The sequence below is a fragment of the Arthrobacter caoxuetaonis genome (genome assembly GCF_023921125.1).
In the GTDB taxonomy this organism is placed as follows: Bacteria; Actinomycetota; Actinomycetes; order Actinomycetales; family Micrococcaceae; genus Arthrobacter_B; species Arthrobacter_B caoxuetaonis.
Window position 1 is genome coordinate 3,267,494 of sequence record NZ_CP099466.1, and the last position, 15,825, is coordinate 3,283,318.

Here is a 15,825-nt window from a genome sequence, read left to right on the forward strand (position 1 = left end):
TGCCCTTATAGACACCCCCTTGGGAGCACCGCCGTCATTCGACACCGACCGAAAGCGTCCCGGTACCGCCATGCCCGTCGAGGTCCTCATGTGGATTCCAGCAGCCGCACTGCTGCTCCTGCTCATCGTGACCCTGACAATCGGCGCGCTCATCAGCCTGTGGCACACCGACGGGGTCACCGGCCCCAGGAGAGCCTTCTGGTGCACCGGGATCCTGCTGTTCCCGGTTGCAGGTGCCCTGGTCTGGCTTGCCGCACTCCACCGCAGCAGCAGCGGCGGTGTACCCGAGGCTGCCGGCTCGCAGGAGCTTCGGCCCAGGGAGCCCACGGAAAGCGGCTAGGGGAACCGATTTCATTCAGTGAGCTGGGCAACTTCATGCAGTGAACTGGGCAACGGATGGCTGACGTGTTCCCCACTCCTGACAAATAGTCTTAGGCGACCCGAACTCGCGGTGCTACGTTGGCAATATGCTCGATAAGGCAGCGACCGCCGACGCTGCGGCCAACCCCGTCATCACCAGGAAAGGCCCCCGCCTCCCCTGGCTGCTCGGCCCCGCACTGGTGGCAGGCGTCGCCTACCTGGATCCCGGCAATGTAGCCAGCAACATGACCGCCGGAGCCCGTTTTGGCTATCTGCTTGTCTGGGTGGTCATCGCCGGAAACACCATGGCCTGGCTCGTGCAGTACCTCTCGGCCAAGCTGGGCCTGGCTACCGGACGCAGCCTGCCCGAGCTGGTGGGGATCCGCCTGAAGTCCAACGCCGGCCGGCGGCTGTACTGGCTGCAGGCCGAACTCGTTGCCATGGCAACCGACGTCGCGGAGGTGATCGGCGGCGCCGTCGCACTGTGGCTCCTCTTCGACCTTCCGCTGCTGCTGGGCGGGCTGATCACCGGTGCCGTATCGATGACTGTCCTGACGCTGCAGGGCAGCGGCCGGCACCGCGGCTTCGAGTACGTCATTGTTTCCATGATGGTGATCATTGCCGTCGGCTTCACCGCCGGAGTCTTCATTGCTCCGCCGGACCCGGGCGCCGTCGCAACTGGCCTGCTGCCCCGGTTCGAGGGTTCAGAGTCTGTGCTGCTCGCGGCATCAATCCTGGGCGCCACCGTCATGCCGCATGCCATCTACGCCCACTCCGCCCTGACGCGGGACCGTTTTCCGGAACGGACCCAGGGCATCACCACGACGACGCTGATCCGCGCCACCCGCTGGGACGTAACGATCGCCCTGGTGGTCGCCGGAACAGTGAACCTTGCCATCCTGCTGCTGGCAGCCACCTCGCTGCAGGGAGTGGACGGGACAGACACACTCGACGGTGCCCATGCGGCCATCGAGACCGCACTCGGCGGGGGCATCGCCTTCCTCTTCGCGATCGGGCTGCTGGCCTCCGGGCTGGCGTCGACCTCAGTCGGTGCCTACGCCGGTGCCGAGATCATGCAGGGCCTGCTTCGCATCCGCATCCCCATGCTGCTGCGGCGCCTTATTACGCTCCTGCCGGCCCTGGCCATCCTCGCAGCCGGCATTGATCCGACCTGGGCGCTGGTGCTGAGCCAGGTAGTGCTGTCCTTCGGCATTCCGTTTGCCCTGGTGCCCCTCCTCTGGCTCACGTCCCGCGCGGATCTGATGGGTGAACACCGCAACCGGTGGTGGACCACCGTCCTGGGCGTCGTCGTCGTCGGCCTGCTCATCACCCTGAACGTTGCACTGCTGTTCCTGACCTTCACCGGAGCCGGTTAGCTTCAGTCCAGCGTTCCCGTGCAGTAGCTGGTCGAGCCGCTCGCCAGGGCCCCGAAAGCCGCTCGGCTAGGCCCGGACCCGTCCGCGGATCCGGATAGCTGCCACCAGCGTAAACACCACGGTCATGGCGGCGAGCACGAAGATCACATATCCAGTGCCCACCTGCCAGTCCCCTACCTGTGCCGTGATGCCAAAGACGCTCTGCAGCTCCTCAATGGCTGCAGGCTGGTCCCCGGTCATGGCAGGAAGGGTCTCCGCGGTCATTTCCTGGCGGACCAGCATGGAGGACTGCAGGAACGGCAGCGCACTCACGAATTCCCGCACACCCTCCGGGAAGTTGCCCACCGGAATATAGGAACCGGCGATGAAGCCCAGCACGGTGCCGACAATCGTCGACAGGGCCGAGTACGCGCCGGCGGTTCGAATGAAGGAGACCGCAAAGGCGCTCAGCGCGGAGAATGCGAAACATGACAGCGCCAGGTACCCGCAGATCCGCAGCAGCGGTACGGCGCCGATGGTGACGCCGCTGACCACGAACAGGTAGACGAGGCTGACGATCAGCACCACGGCGGTCATGATCATCGAAATCATCACCGCGGAGAGCAAATAGCCCAGGATCAGCTTCTCCCGCCGGATCGGCGAGACCAGGAAGTCCTGGAAGCGTCCGGAGCCGGAGTCCTCCACGAACACAACCATGGCGCCCAGCGCCGTCGTAATGGTGGTGATGCCCAGGATGCCGGCGAACATCCAGCTGTCCACGAACCCGCGGATCTCGTCCTCGGTGGCCTGCGGAAAGGACTCGCCCAGCCCTTCGGTCTGCAGGTTGCCCAGGAACAGTGTGTAGAGCAGGAAGACGACCAGCGCGGAGACGAGGGAGAAGAACACGCCCAGCCGGTCGCGGAAGAACAGCCGCAGGTTCCGGGTGGTGATGTCCAGGACGACGTTCATCGTTGGGTTCCTTCCGGTGCTGCGGTGTCTGCCGGGACTTCCCTGCCGGTCAGGGTCAGGAACACGTCGTCCATGGTGCCGTGGCGGAACTCGAAGTCCAGGACGTCGTCGCCGTGCCGTTCCAGGATGCGGCGGGCGGTGTCTGCGGTTTCGACGCCGATGCGCACCGCCGCGCTGTCCCCGTCCTTGAGCTGCCCGCCCAGTTCCAGGACCAGTGCGTCGAGGCCGGGCCGGTTGCGGGTGGTCACGGTGAGGATGCTGCTGGAGTACTCCGACCGCAGCTGGGCCGGGGTGCCGTCGGCGATGATCCTGCCGGCGTCGATGATGCAGACCCGGTCCGCTTCCTCGGTTTCCTCCATGTAGTGCGTGGTGAGGAAGACCGTGAGCCCGTGCGCATCCCGCAAATCGTGGATGGTTTTCCAGACGATCGCCCGGCTGGCCGGATCCAGGCCCGCCGTGGGCTCGTCCAGGAAGATGATCGGCGGGGCGTGAAGCAGTGCCCTGGCAATGTCCACCCGGCGGCGCTGCCCGCCCGAATAGGTCCCGTAGCGGCGGTCAATGAACTCCCTCAGCTGAACGAGTTCCGCTAATTCGTTGATCCGCGCCTCGTTCTTCGCTGAGTCCGGGGAGTAGAAGCGTGCGCGGACGCGCAGGTTCTCGCGGCCGGTGAGCAGCGGGTCCAGGACAGAATCTTGGAAAACGACGCCGATGTCCCGCCGCACGCGGTCCCCGGCCGTGCGCACGTTGTGTCCGGAGACCTCCGCCGATCCGGCATCAAAGGGATTGACCGTGGTCAGGCATCCGATGGTGGTGGACTTTCCCGCGCCGTTAGTGCCCAGGAACGCGAAGACACTGCCTGCTTCGACATCGAAACTGATGTCGTCGACGGCAGTCTTCGGCCCATATTTTTTCGTCAAGCCCCGTACCGAGATGGCAGGCTGGTTCGCCGTCACCGTGCTCCTTTTGAAAGTCGTCCGCAGAATCCCGGCGGACGGGAGCAGCAGAAAGCCCCCTGACCGGAAAGACTATCCGACCAGGGGGCCCTGCGTCCTGACGTGGAGTTTTTTGAATCCAGCCGGCTGGGCTACGGGGTGGCGCCGGGGCTCGGCGTCACGGCTCCCCCTGCTTCAGGCGCCGGAGACGCGGCGGGTTCTGTCGTTTCGACAGCAGGCGGCGGTGCTGCCGGGGGCGTGGGCGTCGCCTTCGCGGGACGCGGCACGGCAGTAGCCGACGGCTTCGGTGCAGTCTCCTCGTCCTCTTCTGCCTCTTCCGACTCGGAGGGGGACGGGCTCGGGCTGGGGTTGACCAGCAGGTTGCCCGGCGGGTTTGCGAACGGTTCACCCGGGTAGAGGCTGCCTGCCTGCTGCATGAACTTTGCCCAGGACGGAGCCGCGATCAGTGAGCCGTCAATTTCCGGGTAGAGGCGTCCGCCGATCTGCAGGCCGGACAGGGATTCGGTTCCGGCCTTCCAGTTGCCGATCCAGCTGGCCGTGGCCATGCCGGAGTTGTAGCCGATGAACCAGGTCTGCGAGCGGGAGTCGTTGGTTCCGGTCTTGCCTGCCATCGGCTGGAAGCCGTAGTTCAGGAGGGAGCCGGAACCGGACTTCATGACTTCCTGCGTCGCATAGTTCACGCCGCGTGCGGTTTCCTTGCTGATGACCTGCTCGCACTCGGGTTCGGGGACGTCATAGGTCTTGCCGCGCACATCGGTGACTTCCACCAGCGCGCGGGGTTCGCACACGTTGCCCTCTGCCGCGAAGCCGGCGAAGGCCTGGGCCATCGCCATCGGGGAAACGTCCTCCACGCCACCGATGAGGGCGGAGGGCTTCACTGAAAGCGGCTCTTCCTGACCGGAGGCGCTCTTGCCGTTGTGGACGCCCATCGATTCGGCAATCTCCATGATGCGGCACAGGTCCAGCTGCTTGGCGGTGGAGAAGGTGATGGTGTTCAGGGACTGCGCCAGCCCGTGGAGCACTGTGGCGTCGCCGTAGTTGGTGTCGCCGTAGTTCTGCGGAGTCCAACCCTCCGCCTCCCCGATCGGGTAGGCGCCGCCGTCGAGGCAGCTGGCCGTCCAGCGGTCGCCCTGCGGATACGTCTTCTTGCGGCCATCGAGCTGCGTGCCGAGCGACTTGCCCGCATCCACCCAGGCGGCCACGGTAAACGGCTTGAACGTTGACCCGGGCTGGAAGCCTCCGATGCCGCCCAGGCTCTTCGTGGGGTCGCCGTCCTGGTACTGGTCGACGTTGAAGTTCAGCATCGAGTCGCCGGGGTTCTCACCCGGGGTGAATCGGGTGTTCTGGGCCATGGAGAGGATGTTGCCGGTACCGGGCTGCAGGCTGATCATCGAGTGCCCCACCTGGCCGGCCGTAGTATCCGGGTTGGCGGTTTCGTTGACGGCAGCCTGGGCAGCCTGCTGGACAGCGGGGTCCAGCGTCGTCTTGATCGTCAGGCCGGAACGGTACAGCACGGAACTGCGTTCCTCCGGGGTGTCCCCGAACTCTTCGCTGTTCAGGACCAGGTGTTCCACGTAGGAGCAGAAGTACGGCGCCTGTTCGGCGGCTACGCAACCGTTCAGGGTCGGGGTGATGTTGAGGTCCATCCCGGTGGCGATCGCGGCGTCGTACTGCGCCTGATCGATCTTGCCGTGCTCCAGCATGGTGCCCAACACGAGGTTCCGGCGTTCCAGCGCCGCCTCAGGGTATACCTGGGGATCGTAGGCGCTCGGACCCTTGACCAAGCCTGCGAGCAGGGCGCTCTGCTCGATGTTCAGGTCCTTGGCATCGACGTTGAACAGATACTTGGCTGCGGCTTGAACGCCGTAGGTGTCACCGGTGAAGGAAACAATGTTCAAATATCCCTCAAGGATCTCTTCCTTGCTCATCTCGTTTTCCACGGCGATGGCCAGGCGGACTTCGCGGACCTTGTCCGAAATGTTCTTGCTGCCGTTGAGGACCGCTTCTTCGCCGCGTTCCCTGGCCCCGTTGGCCAGCACGTTAGTGACGAACTGCTGCGTGATGGTCGAGGCTCCGCGGTTCGTTCCGGAGGACACGTTGCTGGCAATGGCGCCAAAAATACCCTGCACGTCTACGCCGCCGTGCTCGTAGTAGCGGTAGTCCTCAACGGAGAGCAGCGCATCGACCATGTGCGGAGAGATCTGGTCGAGGGTAACCGGCTGGCGGTTCTCTTCATACAGGGTGGCGATCAGCGAATCGTCAGACGCGAGGATCCGCGTGGGCTGGGCCAAAGTGGCACGCTCCAGGTCCGCGGGAAGTCCGTCGAAGAACGTGATCGAGGCCGAAGCAGCGGATCCGGCGCCTGCCGCCATGGGAACGAACAGCCCCGCGGTCAGCACGCCGCAGAGCACGCTGACTCCCAAAAAGGTGAGCAGGCGTCCGAAGGTGGTTGCCGTGGTGAACACGGGAGGTTTACGTGCAGCCATGATATGGGAGCATAACCCAGCATCCTAGGAATCCCGCGCTGATTGCGGCCCGATTACTGGACGGTAACGTTGCGCTTGAGCGCTTGTGGAGGATAATTGGGCACCCGCAGGAGTGACAGGTCTCATGTTTTTCAGTGCCGTTTTCAGGCCATGGACCCTCCCAGGAACTAATCTTCAGCACCCCATCCCAGCGGCGGTCTGCCACTGCTAGACTCCTGCACACTGGATGCCCGGACCACCCCGGCCGAGGAGAATCATGGCTCGATTACTCCACGATCTGCGCCGCCTGCGGAAGTCCGCGGGCGGGCGGCTCAGGACACCGCCGCCAACGCGCGGCAACCATGAAGAAATCCATGCACGGCTGAGTGCTGCCATGAGTTCCGCCCAGGCTACGGGCCGAATGCTGGACGAGCAGGAACGGGTCGCAACCGAGGCAGCAGCGCACTTCGCCTCTGTGGCTGAGGCCTACCGGCTGCGCCATGAAGCAGTGGAGACGGTTATGTCCGGAACCTCGGAGCCATCCACCTCAGTCCTTACCCTCGCTGGAACAGCCCGCAGGATGCACAGCCTCGCCCACGACAGGCAGGAACTCGCTGCATCACACCTGGACGACGTGCGTTCCCGCAGGGAACGGGTCCAGGAGCTGATTTCCGATCTGGTCAAGGCGCAGGCCCAGCTCCGTCTAGCCGTCACTGTTGAACAGAGCAAGGCAAGGCTGGACGGATTGGGCGGACCTCCAGCTGCCCTCCCCGGGCCCTCCAGCTCATTCGATGAAGAACTCCGTGAGGCCACCCGGCTGGCGCGGGAAGCAGAAGCCCTGGCAGAACTGAAAGGCGGATGGGCATGAGTTCAGAGTCCAGCGTTCGTGTAGGTGTTCCGTTCACCCCGCCCCGGTCGTATTCCGAGAAGGCCGTCAGCCGCATGGTTTTTGTGGCTGCGGCCTTCGTCATTTTTGGTGGCTTCAACGTGATCGCCGTCCTCCTTGCCGCCTTGCTGATTGTCTACCCTCTGCTCATCGTGCGGGAGCGGCTGATACTTCGCCCCCGCAGGGAGGAAACCGAGACAGCGGCACTGAACGACGCCGTCGCACAGTATTTCCCGGACGCTCCCAAGGTGCAGCGCGAGCAGTGGCGGGCACTGATGACCGCTCGCAAGGGCAAGGCGTTCCGTTTCCGGGACGACGTCGGCGGCGAAGTTCGCATGGTCCGGACCGGCCGTGCCGCCCTTGCCGGGCACACTGCCATGGCCGGCCAGCCGATGCGGCCGCACAGCGCCAGGCGCACCGAGATCGAAGTGACCTGCCGCTACGGGGATGTGGGCCTGGCAGATTTCGATACGGTCATGACGGCCTCGGGCCGCGACCCCAACATTGCCCGGGCGATCGCGGAAGTCCGCCGCGGTTACCGCCAGGGGCGGGAGTCGGCTTAGGGCGGGATGTGGAGGGCAAAGCTGCGGGGCCGCCGGACGCCGGGTGCCAGCGGCAAGGGGCTGCCGGACGGCGGGTGCCGCGGCGAGGGGCTGCCGGACGGCCGGTGCCGGCCGCGAAGGGCTGGACGGCGGGTGCCGGCGGCGGGGGGCCGCGATTCACGAGGAGCCGCCACATGGAAAAGGCCCGCTTGAGGGCGGGCCTTTTTTGGGTGTGGAGCTTAGGGGAATCGAACCCCTGACCTTTTCATTGCGAACGAAACGCTCTACCAACTGAGCTAAAGCCCCGGGTCCTGCATCGTGCCGGATGACCGGCCTTGTTAGGCTACGCCGATTCTAGGCACGCGAACAGTCTGCGGGCAAAATGCAGGCGTCCGGTTGAGGCCCGCTGGTGGCGTGGCTAGGCTCGCACAACGCACGGCCGGGTTCCGCCGCGTTCCCGGCTACCTGTCGTCGAACACCTAAGGAGCAGAAGATGAGCCTGATCAAAGACATGCTGACTTCCCACCCGGCCGGGAACTCGAATGTAGACATGGATGCACTCGCCGCCTGCATCGAAACTTGTTTTGACTGTGTCCAGACCTGTACAGCCTGTGCCGATGCCTGCCTGAGCGAGGACATGCTCGGCGATATGGTCAGCTGCATCCGGGCCGACCTGGACTGTGCAGAAATCTGTTCGGCCACCGGCCGGGTCCTGGCCCGTGCCGGCATGGGCTATGCCTCGGCTGCGGACCTCGTCCGGGCCTGCGCCGCTGCCTGCCGCCGCTGCGCGGAGGAGTGCGAGCAGCATGCGTCCGCCCATGACCACTGCCGCATCTGTGCCGAGGCCTGCCACCGCTGCGCCGCCGCCTGCGATGCCCTGCTCCTGACGATTGGCTCCTAGCTGGCGTTTGGTGTGGTTCCGGCTGGCCCGCCAGGAAGCTCCTTCCGGCGGATGGCACTGCGGCTGGGGCCAGGACGGCGGGCGGCCTTGGCCTGGGACCAACCGGCCGAGAGTTCATTCTTTGCCTGAAAGGTGTACTGCCCTGAGGACCTCCCTATACCAACACGGCTCTTCCGTGAGCTTTCCCAGCCCTCGTTACCCCTGTAACCCTGTGTGACCCCATTGGCCACACCCGTAACGAGGTGTGGGAAACCACGCAGCGCCGACCCGGGATTCGCTGCGTTTTGTCGGAATCGCTGCATCTTGGGACTGGGTTCGCTGCACTGTGGGAAAAAACCACCGACCTGGGACAAGATTTACTGCAGTTTGGGAAAAACTCGTCGCTGAGGGAGTTTCCGCGTACTGCGCCACGCAGCATTTTCCCTACACGGCCGAAAAGTCCCGGAACGCAGCAAACCGGCGGGACGCCACGGGCTCCGGGGGCACAACGCCTCCGGTTGAGGTCCCGGGCGCCGGCGGGCGCCGGGCGCCGGCGGGTCCAGACGGCGACAACGCCTCGGTTGAGGTCCCGGGTCCCGGGCGCCGGCGGGCGCCGGGCGCCGGGCGCCGGGTGCCGGGTGCCACCGATGGTCCTGCCCGGCGGGGCAGAGTGGATCCGGCAAGGCAAGAACGCTCCGGGCTGCGGCGCAGCGGGACCCGCACCCGCACCCGCACCCGCACCCGCACGGCTAACCCCGCGATTGCAGCACCCGCCCGATAATCCAGACAATCGGCGTGGCCACGCCCAGCAGGGCGATCGGGTTCGGACGGAACACCGCCGGACCGCCGTCACGCCCGGCATACACCCCGAGCGGCAGCACCAGGCCCCCGCCGCCTCCGCCGCCGTCGCCGTCGGCATCTCCTCCGCCGCCGAACCCTGCCTGCACCAGCGCCACCGGCACCAGGGTTTCCCCGCCCACCTGCACCGGCTCGCCGTAGGCCCGCTGGACGGACACCGAGCGGAAGGATTCGGCCAGCTTCTCCACGATATTCACGAGGCACCGCCGCCCGAAGCCAGCATCCCGCGGATGTACGCAGCCTGTCCGGCGTGCTCCAGGCAGTCCGCCAGCGAACTGACCAGCCGGACGCCGAGGGTGACGGGCGGATCCCAGGACGTATCCACCACGCGGTCCAGGTCGGACGGGCCAAGCCCCGAGACAAACGCGATGGTCCGGGCGCTGACGGCGTCGTAATATCCCTGGAGCACTTCCCCGGACTGCACCCGGACCCTGGCAACTTCCTCGGAAGTGTGCCCGTACCCTGTGTCCTCGACTGCGAGCGGAAGACCCACACGATCCGCCCAGCCTTCGGCCGTCCACACCTGCTGGTGCCCCGCGACGTCGGAGACCTGGGCGTCCTCAACCCGGGCCAGGTGCCAGATGAGCCAGGCAATCGAGTTGCCGTCGGGGTACGGCCGGTGGTTCAGCTGGTCCGCGTCCAGCCCGGTGAGCACCCGGTTCACGGTTTGCGGCAGCCGCCCAAAGGCGTCAACTAGCAGGTCGCTGGCTTCCATGAGGTCTCCCCTGTCATCGACGGATCGCGACGGCGTCCGCCGCCGCAGGTGGGCCTGCCCGCCATGGTGCCATCCCGCGCAGCCTGCCGAAAGGGGAAGGGTGCGCCGGCTTCTGTGCGGCAGCCTGAAAGAAAAGACCGGTGCCCGGTTACAGGCTATGGACCCGGTCCTAAACTGGCCGAATGGAGTGGATCGATGAACGTCCCGCCTGGCTTCCGCCCATCCCTCCTCCGCATCGGGGCCGGGCCCGGATCGTGGCGGGAATGCTGCTGGTTTCCGCCGTAATGCTCGCGGTCCTGGTCACTGCTTTTCTGGGCGGGACTATCTCCATGTATCTCTGGTGGCCGCTGGCCGGGGGCCTGTTCCTCCTCGCTTCCGGGCTGCTGAGCCGGCGTCCTTACCCCTGAAACCCCGTGCCGCGGGAAAGTTCGGTGCCCCGAACTTGTTTCACTCGCCTTGCCGAAGTTATGTTTCAGGCATGAAGACGACGACGTTTCCGCCCCGACTGCGACGCCTGGCCACCGGAGCTGCCCTCCTGATCGTCCTCTCAGCCTGTTCCGGTTCCGCGGACGCTGATGGCAGCAGCGACAGCAGTGGCGCCGGCGCGGAAGACAAACCCGTAGTCCTGACCACCTTCACTGTGCTCGCAGACCTGGCCTCGAACGTGGCAGGGGAACACCTGAGCGTCGAGTCGATCACGAAGGCGGGCGCCGAAATCCACGGCTACGAGCCAACCCCGGGAGACATCCGCCGCGCGTCCAACGCCGACCTCATCCTGGATAACGGCATGTTCCTGGAAGCCTGGTTCGAGCAGTTCACCGCAGACCTGGACGTTCGCCGCGTCATGGTCAGCGAGGGCGTGGAGCCAATCAGCATCGCGGAAGACGCCTACGAAGGACTGCCGAATCCGCACGCCTGGATGTCCCCGCTCAACGCGCAGGCCTACGTGGACAACATGGCCCATGCCTTCGCCGAGCTCGACCCGGAGAACGCCGACGCTTTCCGGGCCAATGCCGCGGCCTACAAGGAAGAACTCCAGGACGTCCACGACCAGCTGGTGACCGGGCTCGGGGCGCTGCCGGAAAACCAGCGGGCGCTGGTCACCTGCGAGGGCGCGTTCTCCTATCTGGCGCGCGACGCCGGACTCACTGAACGCTACATCTGGGCCGTCAATGCCGAACGGCAGGCCACCCCGCAGCAGATCACCGCGACGATCGAATTCGTCAGGGAAAACAATGTGCCGGCAGTCTTCTGCGAGTCCACGGTCTCCGACGCTCCCATGCAGCAGGTCGTCGAAGCCACGGACACGGAGTTCGGCGGCGTGCTCTATGTCGATTCCCTCTCCGAAGAAGGCGGCCCCGTGCCCACGTACCTCGACCTGATCCGCTACGACACTGAAACCATTCTCGCGGGCCTGACGGGGGCGGACGCACAATGAGCACCTGGGCCCTGGAACTGGACTCGGTGACGGTCAGGTACGACGACGTCACGGCCCTCGACGAGGTCAGCCTCGCGGTGGCGCCCGGGCGGGTCTGCGGCCTGATCGGCATGAACGGCTCCGGCAAGTCGACCCTCTTCAAGTCCCTGATGGGCCTTGTGAAGCCGGTCTCCGGAATAGTCCGGATCAGCGGACTGCCTCCCGCCAAGGCCCGCAAATCCGGACTGGTTGCCTACGTTCCGCAGAGCGAGGACGTCGACTGGTCGTTTCCGCTCAGCGTGCGGGATGTGGTGATGACCGGCCGCTACGGCCATATGGGCCCCGCCCGCCGTCCCCGTCCGGCGGACCGCAACGCCGTTTCCGAGGCACTGGAACGGGTGGAACTTACTGACGTGGCGGACCGGCAGATCGGACGGCTCTCCGGCGGCCAGAAGAAACGCGCCTTCGTAGCCCGCGGCATCGCCCAGGGCGCGTCGGTGATGTTGCTTGATGAGCCGTTCGCCGGCGTCGACAAGCGCTCCGAGGCGACCATCACCGCACTGCTGCGGGAGCTGGCCTCAGCCGGGAGGACCATCCTGGTCTCCACCCATGACCTGCATGCCCTGCCCCAGCTCGCTGACGAGGCGGCCCTGCTGATGCGGCGTGTCCTGGCGCACGGCAGCCCGCAGGAAGTGCTGCGTCCCGAACAGCTGGCGCGCGCCTTCGGCCTGGACATGCCCGACGGCGGCACACCGGCCAGCGCGCCCGAAGTCGCCGGCCTCCCGGAAGGCGCCCGGCCATGATCGAGCTGCTCACCGAACCCCTCGCCTACGACTTCATGGTCCGCGCCCTGGCCACCGCCGTCATTGCCTCGGTGGTCTGTGGGGTCCTCTCCTGCTGGCTCGTCCTGATCGGCTGGTCGCTGATGGGCGACGCCGTTTCCCATGCCGTGCTGCCCGGCGTCGTCCTCGCGTACCTGGTGGGAGCGCCCTTCGCCCTGGGCGCAGTGGTTTTCGGGTTCCTGGCTGTCGGGCTGATCGGCCTCGTCCGCGACACCAGCCGGGTGAAGGAGGACGCGGCGATCGGAATCGTGTTCACCACGCTGTTCGCCGCCGGCCTCGTGCTGATCTCCGTGACCCCCAGCCACACGGACCTGAACCACATCATCTTCGGCAACCTGCTCGGCGTCAGCTCCGCGGACCTGCTGCAGGTCGCCGTCCTCGCCGCGCTGACCCTGGGCGTCCTGCTCTTCAAGCGGCGCGACTTCACCCTCTACGCCTTCGACCGGACCCATGCCCACGCCGTCGGGCTCAATCCCCGGCTGCTCGGAGCGGCGCTGCTGGGCCTGCTGGCGCTGACCGCCGTCGTCGCGCTTCAGGCCGTTGGCGTGATCCTGGTGGTGGCCATGCTGATCATCCCCGGCGCGGCGGCATACCTGCTGACCGACAAGTTTTCCGCCATGCTCTGGATCGCACCCGCAATTGCGGCGGGCTGTGCCGTCTCGGGCGTCTACGCGAGCTACTACCTGGACACCGCGACGGGCCCCATGGTGGTGCTCGCCCAGGGCGCCGTATTCACCCTGGCCTACCTCTTTAGCCCACGTCAGGGCGTTCTTGGACGCGGACTTGCCGCACGCCGCCGGGTCCGCGCCGCACGGCAAACCCCTATGATTGGCGCATGACTTCTGCTGCGTCGCCGGGTTCCGGATCCCAGTCCCAGACCCTCTCCCGCGGCATCCAGGCGCTGGAACTGCTGGCTGAGGCCGAAACTCCGCTGAGCATTGCCGAGCTGTCGGTGGGCCTGGGCGTGCACCGCTCCATCGCGTACCGGATCCTGCGGACGCTCGAAGCGCATTCGCTCGTAATGCGCGACGACGCCGGCCGGGTTTCCGCTGCGCCCGGACTCGCCGCGCTGGCCCGGGGTGTGTCCCGCGACCTCCAGTCTGCTTCCCTGCCGGAACTCACCGTCCTGGCAAACGAGCTCGCCATGACTGCGTTCATCGCGGTCTGGGACCAGCACGACTGCGTCACCCTGGTCACCGTCGAGCCCCGGCACAGCCGCACCGCGCTGGTCCAGCGCCCCGGCACCCGGCACTCATTCACCGCCGGTGCGCCGGGCATCGCCATCCAGTCCGCCGTCTCGGAGGAGCACTGGAACCGGCTCGCCCCCGGACAGCCCTACCGCGAGGAAGCGAAACTGGCCCGCCAGCGCGGCTACGCGACCAGCCACAGCGAAGTCATCGAGGGGGTCGGGTCCGTCGCGGTTCCGGTCCAGGTGCCCGGCCAGCTGCCGGCGTCGCTGTCCGTGGTGTACTTCGGTCCCGGCAAGGACGATGCCGGCATCGGCGCCCGGCTCATTGAAAGTGTCCGCCAGATCGAGGCGCAGCTGCACTAGGGCCCGCGTTCCGGGGGAAAACTCCGGAGCCTGCGCGGTTAGGCAAGGTTTCTCTTGCTGGCAACCGGCGCCAAAGGAGCCTAAAACGAAAGCATGGCCCTTAACCGTGTGTCCTTTCAGAAGGCAGTCCGGACCTATCCGGTGGTGGCGTCGACAGTAGTGGTACTCGCCGCCGTCCTCATGCTGTGGGGGGCCGGTGCCGCAGGCCCCGCGCAGTGGATCGCCAGCCTGTACACGCTGGGAATCGTGGCGGTGACCGGCGTCGGGATGGTCCGTGACATCAAGCGCGGCCACTACGGCCTGGATATCCTGGCTGTCATCGCCATGCTGGCCACCGTCGCCGTGGGTGAGTACCTTGCTTCGCTGATCATCGTCCTGATGCTCTCCGGAGGAGAGGCACTGGAGGACTACGCCGCCGGGCGGGCCAAGGGAGAACTCGACGCACTGCTGGACCGCGCGCCGCAGATCGCGCACCGGCTGCCCGACGACGCTGACACCGGCGGAACACCGAAGCCGGGGCGCGAGCTGGCTGAGGATATTCCCGCCACCGAGGTCTGCGTGGGCGAGACCCTGCTCATCAAACCCTCCGAAGTGGTCCCCGTTGACGGCGTGCTGCTCTCAGCAGCCGCGTCCTTCGACGAGTCGTCCCTGACGGGTGAGTCCATTCCGGTTGCCCGCACCGCGGGAGAAGCGGTGATGAGCGGTTCGGTCAACGGCACGCAGGCGGTCCGGATCCGGGCCACCGCGACGACGGCGGACAGCCAGTACCAGCGGATCGTCGCCCTGGTCCGGGACGCTGCGGCGTCCAGGGCTCCGGTGGTCCGGCTCGCGGACCGGTTCGCGATTCCCTTCACTCTTGTCTCCCTGCTGATCGCAGGAATTGCCTGGGCGGTTTCCGGCGACCCGGTGCGGTTCGCTGAAGTGCTGGTCCTGGCCACGCCCTGCCCGCTGCTGATTGCCGCGCCGGTCGCCTTCATGGGCGGCATGAGCCGTTCGGCACGGCACGGCATCATCGTCAAGGGCGGCGCCACGCTGGAACAGCTCGCCACCGCCAGGACCGCGGCCTTCGACAAGACCGGCACCCTGACGTACGGCCGCCCGGAGCTGGTGTCCGTGAATGCGCAGCCGGGTTTCAGCGCGGAGGAGCTGCTGGGGCTGGCTGCGTCCGCGGAGCAGTACTCCTCCCACGTCCTGGCCGCCTCCGTGCTGGCCGCCGCGGAGGAGCGCGGCCTGCCCGTTTCCCCGGCGGACACCGCACAGGAAGTGGCAACCAACGGCGTCGAGGCCCTCATTCACGGCCAAACCGTCCGGGTGGGCAAGCGCCGGTTCATTGAGGAAGTGGACCCGTCTGCCGGAAGCGTGGACCTCTCCCCCGGCCAGATGGTGGTCTACCTCAGCGTGGACGGCCGGTTTGCCGGCAGCCTGATCCTCAGCGACACCGCACGCCCGAACGCTGCCGCCACTCTGGACCGGCTGCGCAGCCTGGGCATCCGCGACACCGTGATGCTGACCGGAGACGGACAGGTGACTGCCAACAGCATCGCCGCCGCCGTCGGCATCTCCGATGTGCACGCGGAGCTGCTGCCGGAGGACAAGGTCAACGCCGTAGCCGCCCTCGAGCTGCGGCCGGTCATCATGGTGGGCGACGGCGTCAACGATGCCCCGGTGCTGGCGGCGGCCGACGTCGGAATCGCCATGGGTGCGCGCGGTTCGACCGCGGCCAGTGAGTCCGCCGACGCAGTGATCGTTGCCGATGACATCTCCAAGGTCGCCACGGCCATGGACATCAGCAAGCGGACCCTGCGGGTAGCGCTGGGCAGCATCTGGCTGGGCATTGCCCTGAGCCTGGTCCTGATGCTGGTGGCCGCCTTCGGGTTCATCCCGGCCGTTGCCGGTGCCCTAACCCAGGAACTGGTGGACCTGGCCACCATCCTGAACGCCCTGCGGGCACTGCACGGCAAAACCCTGTTCCGGCGTGCGGACAAACCCGCTACGGTGGCTTCAGCGCCGATCCCCGGGTCCGTCTAGCAG

16 protein-coding genes and 1 tRNA gene are annotated in these 15,825 nt (G+C 66.6%); 11 read left to right on the top strand and 6 right to left on the bottom strand.

Annotation, left to right across the window (positions count from 1 at the left end; all coding sequences use genetic code 11):
* The first annotated feature begins 19 nt into the window (after positions 1 to 19).
* Positions 20 to 340 carry a hypothetical protein gene (locus tag NF551_RS15160; RefSeq protein WP_227895914.1) on the top strand — a complete coding sequence of 107 codons (321 nt, stop codon included), beginning with the start codon at positions 20 to 22 and terminating at the stop codon, positions 338 to 340.
* Between the two features lie 127 nt (positions 341 to 467).
* Complete coding sequence (locus NF551_RS15165) at positions 468 to 1,736, top strand: Nramp family divalent metal transporter (RefSeq protein WP_227895915.1); 1,269 nt, start codon at positions 468 to 470, stop codon at positions 1,734 to 1,736.
* A gap of 66 nt (positions 1,737 to 1,802) precedes the next feature.
* Here the strand turns inward: NF551_RS15165 and NF551_RS15170 are convergent, their stop codons facing one another.
* The 3 genes from NF551_RS15170 to NF551_RS15180 all read right to left on the bottom strand — a co-directional run bounded on the left by NF551_RS15170 (position 1,803) and on the right by NF551_RS15180 (position 6,123).
* A complete protein-coding gene (locus NF551_RS15170) occupies positions 1,803 to 2,684 on the bottom strand; it encodes an ABC transporter permease (RefSeq protein WP_227895916.1) in 882 nt (293 codons plus the stop codon).
* Positions 2,681 to 3,601: an ABC transporter ATP-binding protein gene (locus NF551_RS15175; RefSeq protein ID WP_231704455.1), complete on the bottom strand. Its 921-nt coding sequence runs from the start codon at positions 3,599 to 3,601 to the stop codon at positions 2,681 to 2,683. Before NF551_RS15175 ends, NF551_RS15170 begins: the two co-directional genes overlap by 4 nt.
* Positions 3,602 to 3,768: 167 nt before the next feature.
* Entirely contained in the window at positions 3,769 to 6,123 is a 2,355-nt protein-coding gene (locus NF551_RS15180; RefSeq protein WP_227895918.1) for a transglycosylase domain-containing protein, read from the bottom strand.
* A gap of 256 nt (positions 6,124 to 6,379) precedes the next feature.
* Between NF551_RS15180 and NF551_RS15185 the strand changes: the two genes are divergently transcribed.
* Positions 6,380 to 6,970 carry a hypothetical protein gene (locus NF551_RS15185; RefSeq protein ID WP_227895919.1) on the top strand — a complete coding sequence of 197 codons (591 nt, stop codon included), beginning with the start codon at positions 6,380 to 6,382 and terminating at the stop codon, positions 6,968 to 6,970.
* On the top strand, positions 6,967 to 7,551 hold the full coding sequence (locus NF551_RS15190) for a hypothetical protein (RefSeq protein WP_227895920.1): 585 nt from the start codon (positions 6,967 to 6,969) through the stop codon (positions 7,549 to 7,551). Before NF551_RS15185 ends, NF551_RS15190 begins: the two co-directional genes overlap by 4 nt.
* A 212-nt stretch (positions 7,552 to 7,763) precedes the next feature.
* Here the strand turns inward: NF551_RS15190 and NF551_RS15195 are convergent.
* Positions 7,764 to 7,836: transfer RNA gene (locus tag NF551_RS15195), tRNA-Ala, on the bottom strand.
* A 187-nt stretch (positions 7,837 to 8,023) separates the two neighbouring features.
* Here NF551_RS15195 and NF551_RS15200 point away from each other — a divergent pair.
* Positions 8,024 to 8,431: a four-helix bundle copper-binding protein gene (locus NF551_RS15200; RefSeq protein WP_227895921.1), complete on the top strand. Its 408-nt coding sequence runs from the start codon at positions 8,024 to 8,026 to the stop codon at positions 8,429 to 8,431.
* 728 nt (positions 8,432 to 9,159) lie between these two features.
* Here NF551_RS15200 and NF551_RS15205 read toward each other — a convergent pair.
* Together NF551_RS15205 and NF551_RS15210 are read right to left on the bottom strand one after the other, a co-directional pair.
* Complete coding sequence (locus NF551_RS15205) at positions 9,160 to 9,465, bottom strand: hypothetical protein (RefSeq protein ID WP_227895922.1); 306 nt, start codon at positions 9,463 to 9,465, stop codon at positions 9,160 to 9,162.
* Positions 9,462 to 9,983 carry a mycothiol transferase gene (locus NF551_RS15210; protein WP_227895923.1) on the bottom strand — a complete coding sequence of 174 codons (522 nt, stop codon included), beginning with the start codon at positions 9,981 to 9,983 and terminating at the stop codon, positions 9,462 to 9,464. The genes NF551_RS15205 and NF551_RS15210 overlap by 4 nt, the downstream gene beginning before the upstream one ends.
* 182 nt (positions 9,984 to 10,165) lie before the next feature.
* On the opposite strand from NF551_RS15210, the gene NF551_RS15215 reads away from it, so the two are divergent.
* From NF551_RS15215 to NF551_RS15240, 6 genes are all read left to right on the top strand, one after another.
* The gene (locus NF551_RS15215) at positions 10,166 to 10,390 is read left to right on the top strand and encodes a hypothetical protein (RefSeq protein WP_227895924.1); all 225 of its coding nucleotides are present in this window, start codon (positions 10,166 to 10,168) and stop codon (positions 10,388 to 10,390) included.
* A 71-nt stretch (positions 10,391 to 10,461) separates the two neighbouring features.
* A complete protein-coding gene (locus tag NF551_RS15220) occupies positions 10,462 to 11,421 on the top strand; it encodes a metal ABC transporter substrate-binding protein (protein ID WP_227895925.1) in 960 nt (319 codons plus the stop codon).
* Positions 11,418 to 12,203, top strand: a complete 786-nt coding sequence (locus tag NF551_RS15225; RefSeq protein ID WP_227895926.1) for a metal ABC transporter ATP-binding protein — start codon at positions 11,418 to 11,420, stop codon at positions 12,201 to 12,203. Before NF551_RS15220 ends, NF551_RS15225 begins: the two co-directional genes overlap by 4 nt.
* A complete protein-coding gene (locus NF551_RS15230) occupies positions 12,200 to 13,081 on the top strand; it encodes a metal ABC transporter permease (RefSeq protein ID WP_227895927.1) in 882 nt (293 codons plus the stop codon). Before NF551_RS15225 ends, NF551_RS15230 begins: the two co-directional genes overlap by 4 nt.
* Positions 13,078 to 13,794, top strand: a complete 717-nt coding sequence (locus tag NF551_RS15235; protein WP_227895928.1) for an IclR family transcriptional regulator — start codon at positions 13,078 to 13,080, stop codon at positions 13,792 to 13,794. The genes NF551_RS15230 and NF551_RS15235 overlap by 4 nt, the downstream gene beginning before the upstream one ends.
* A 93-nt stretch (positions 13,795 to 13,887) precedes the next feature.
* Positions 13,888 to 15,822: a heavy metal translocating P-type ATPase gene (locus NF551_RS15240; RefSeq protein ID WP_227895929.1), complete on the top strand. Its 1,935-nt coding sequence runs from the start codon at positions 13,888 to 13,890 to the stop codon at positions 15,820 to 15,822.
* Positions 15,823 to 15,825: the final 3 nt, after the last annotated feature.

Coding starts and splice junctions, on each gene's coding strand:
- NF551_RS15235 (WP_227895928.1), top strand. CDS start 13,078: ATGACTTCTGCTGCGTCGCCGGGTTCCGGATCCCAGTCCCAGACCCTC.
- NF551_RS15230 (WP_227895927.1), top strand. CDS start 12,200: ATGATCGAGCTGCTCACCGAACCCCTCGCCTACGACTTCATGGTCCGC.
- NF551_RS15200 (WP_227895921.1), top strand. CDS start 8,024: ATGAGCCTGATCAAAGACATGCTGACTTCCCACCCGGCCGGGAACTCG.
- NF551_RS15185 (WP_227895919.1), top strand. CDS start 6,380: ATGGCTCGATTACTCCACGATCTGCGCCGCCTGCGGAAGTCCGCGGGC.
- NF551_RS15220 (WP_227895925.1), top strand. CDS start 10,462: ATGAAGACGACGACGTTTCCGCCCCGACTGCGACGCCTGGCCACCGGA.
- NF551_RS15240 (WP_227895929.1), top strand. CDS start 13,888: ATGGCCCTTAACCGTGTGTCCTTTCAGAAGGCAGTCCGGACCTATCCG.
- NF551_RS15215 (WP_227895924.1), top strand. CDS start 10,166: ATGGAGTGGATCGATGAACGTCCCGCCTGGCTTCCGCCCATCCCTCCT.
- NF551_RS15190 (WP_227895920.1), top strand. CDS start 6,967: ATGAGTTCAGAGTCCAGCGTTCGTGTAGGTGTTCCGTTCACCCCGCCC.
- NF551_RS15225 (WP_227895926.1), top strand. CDS start 11,418: ATGAGCACCTGGGCCCTGGAACTGGACTCGGTGACGGTCAGGTACGAC.
- NF551_RS15165 (WP_227895915.1), top strand. CDS start 468: ATGCTCGATAAGGCAGCGACCGCCGACGCTGCGGCCAACCCCGTCATC.
- NF551_RS15170 (WP_227895916.1), bottom strand. CDS start 2,684: ATGAACGTCGTCCTGGACATCACCACCCGGAACCTGCGGCTGTTCTTC.
- NF551_RS15180 (WP_227895918.1), bottom strand. CDS start 6,123: ATGGCTGCACGTAAACCTCCCGTGTTCACCACGGCAACCACCTTCGGA.
- NF551_RS15210 (WP_227895923.1), bottom strand. CDS start 9,983: ATGGAAGCCAGCGACCTGCTAGTTGACGCCTTTGGGCGGCTGCCGCAA.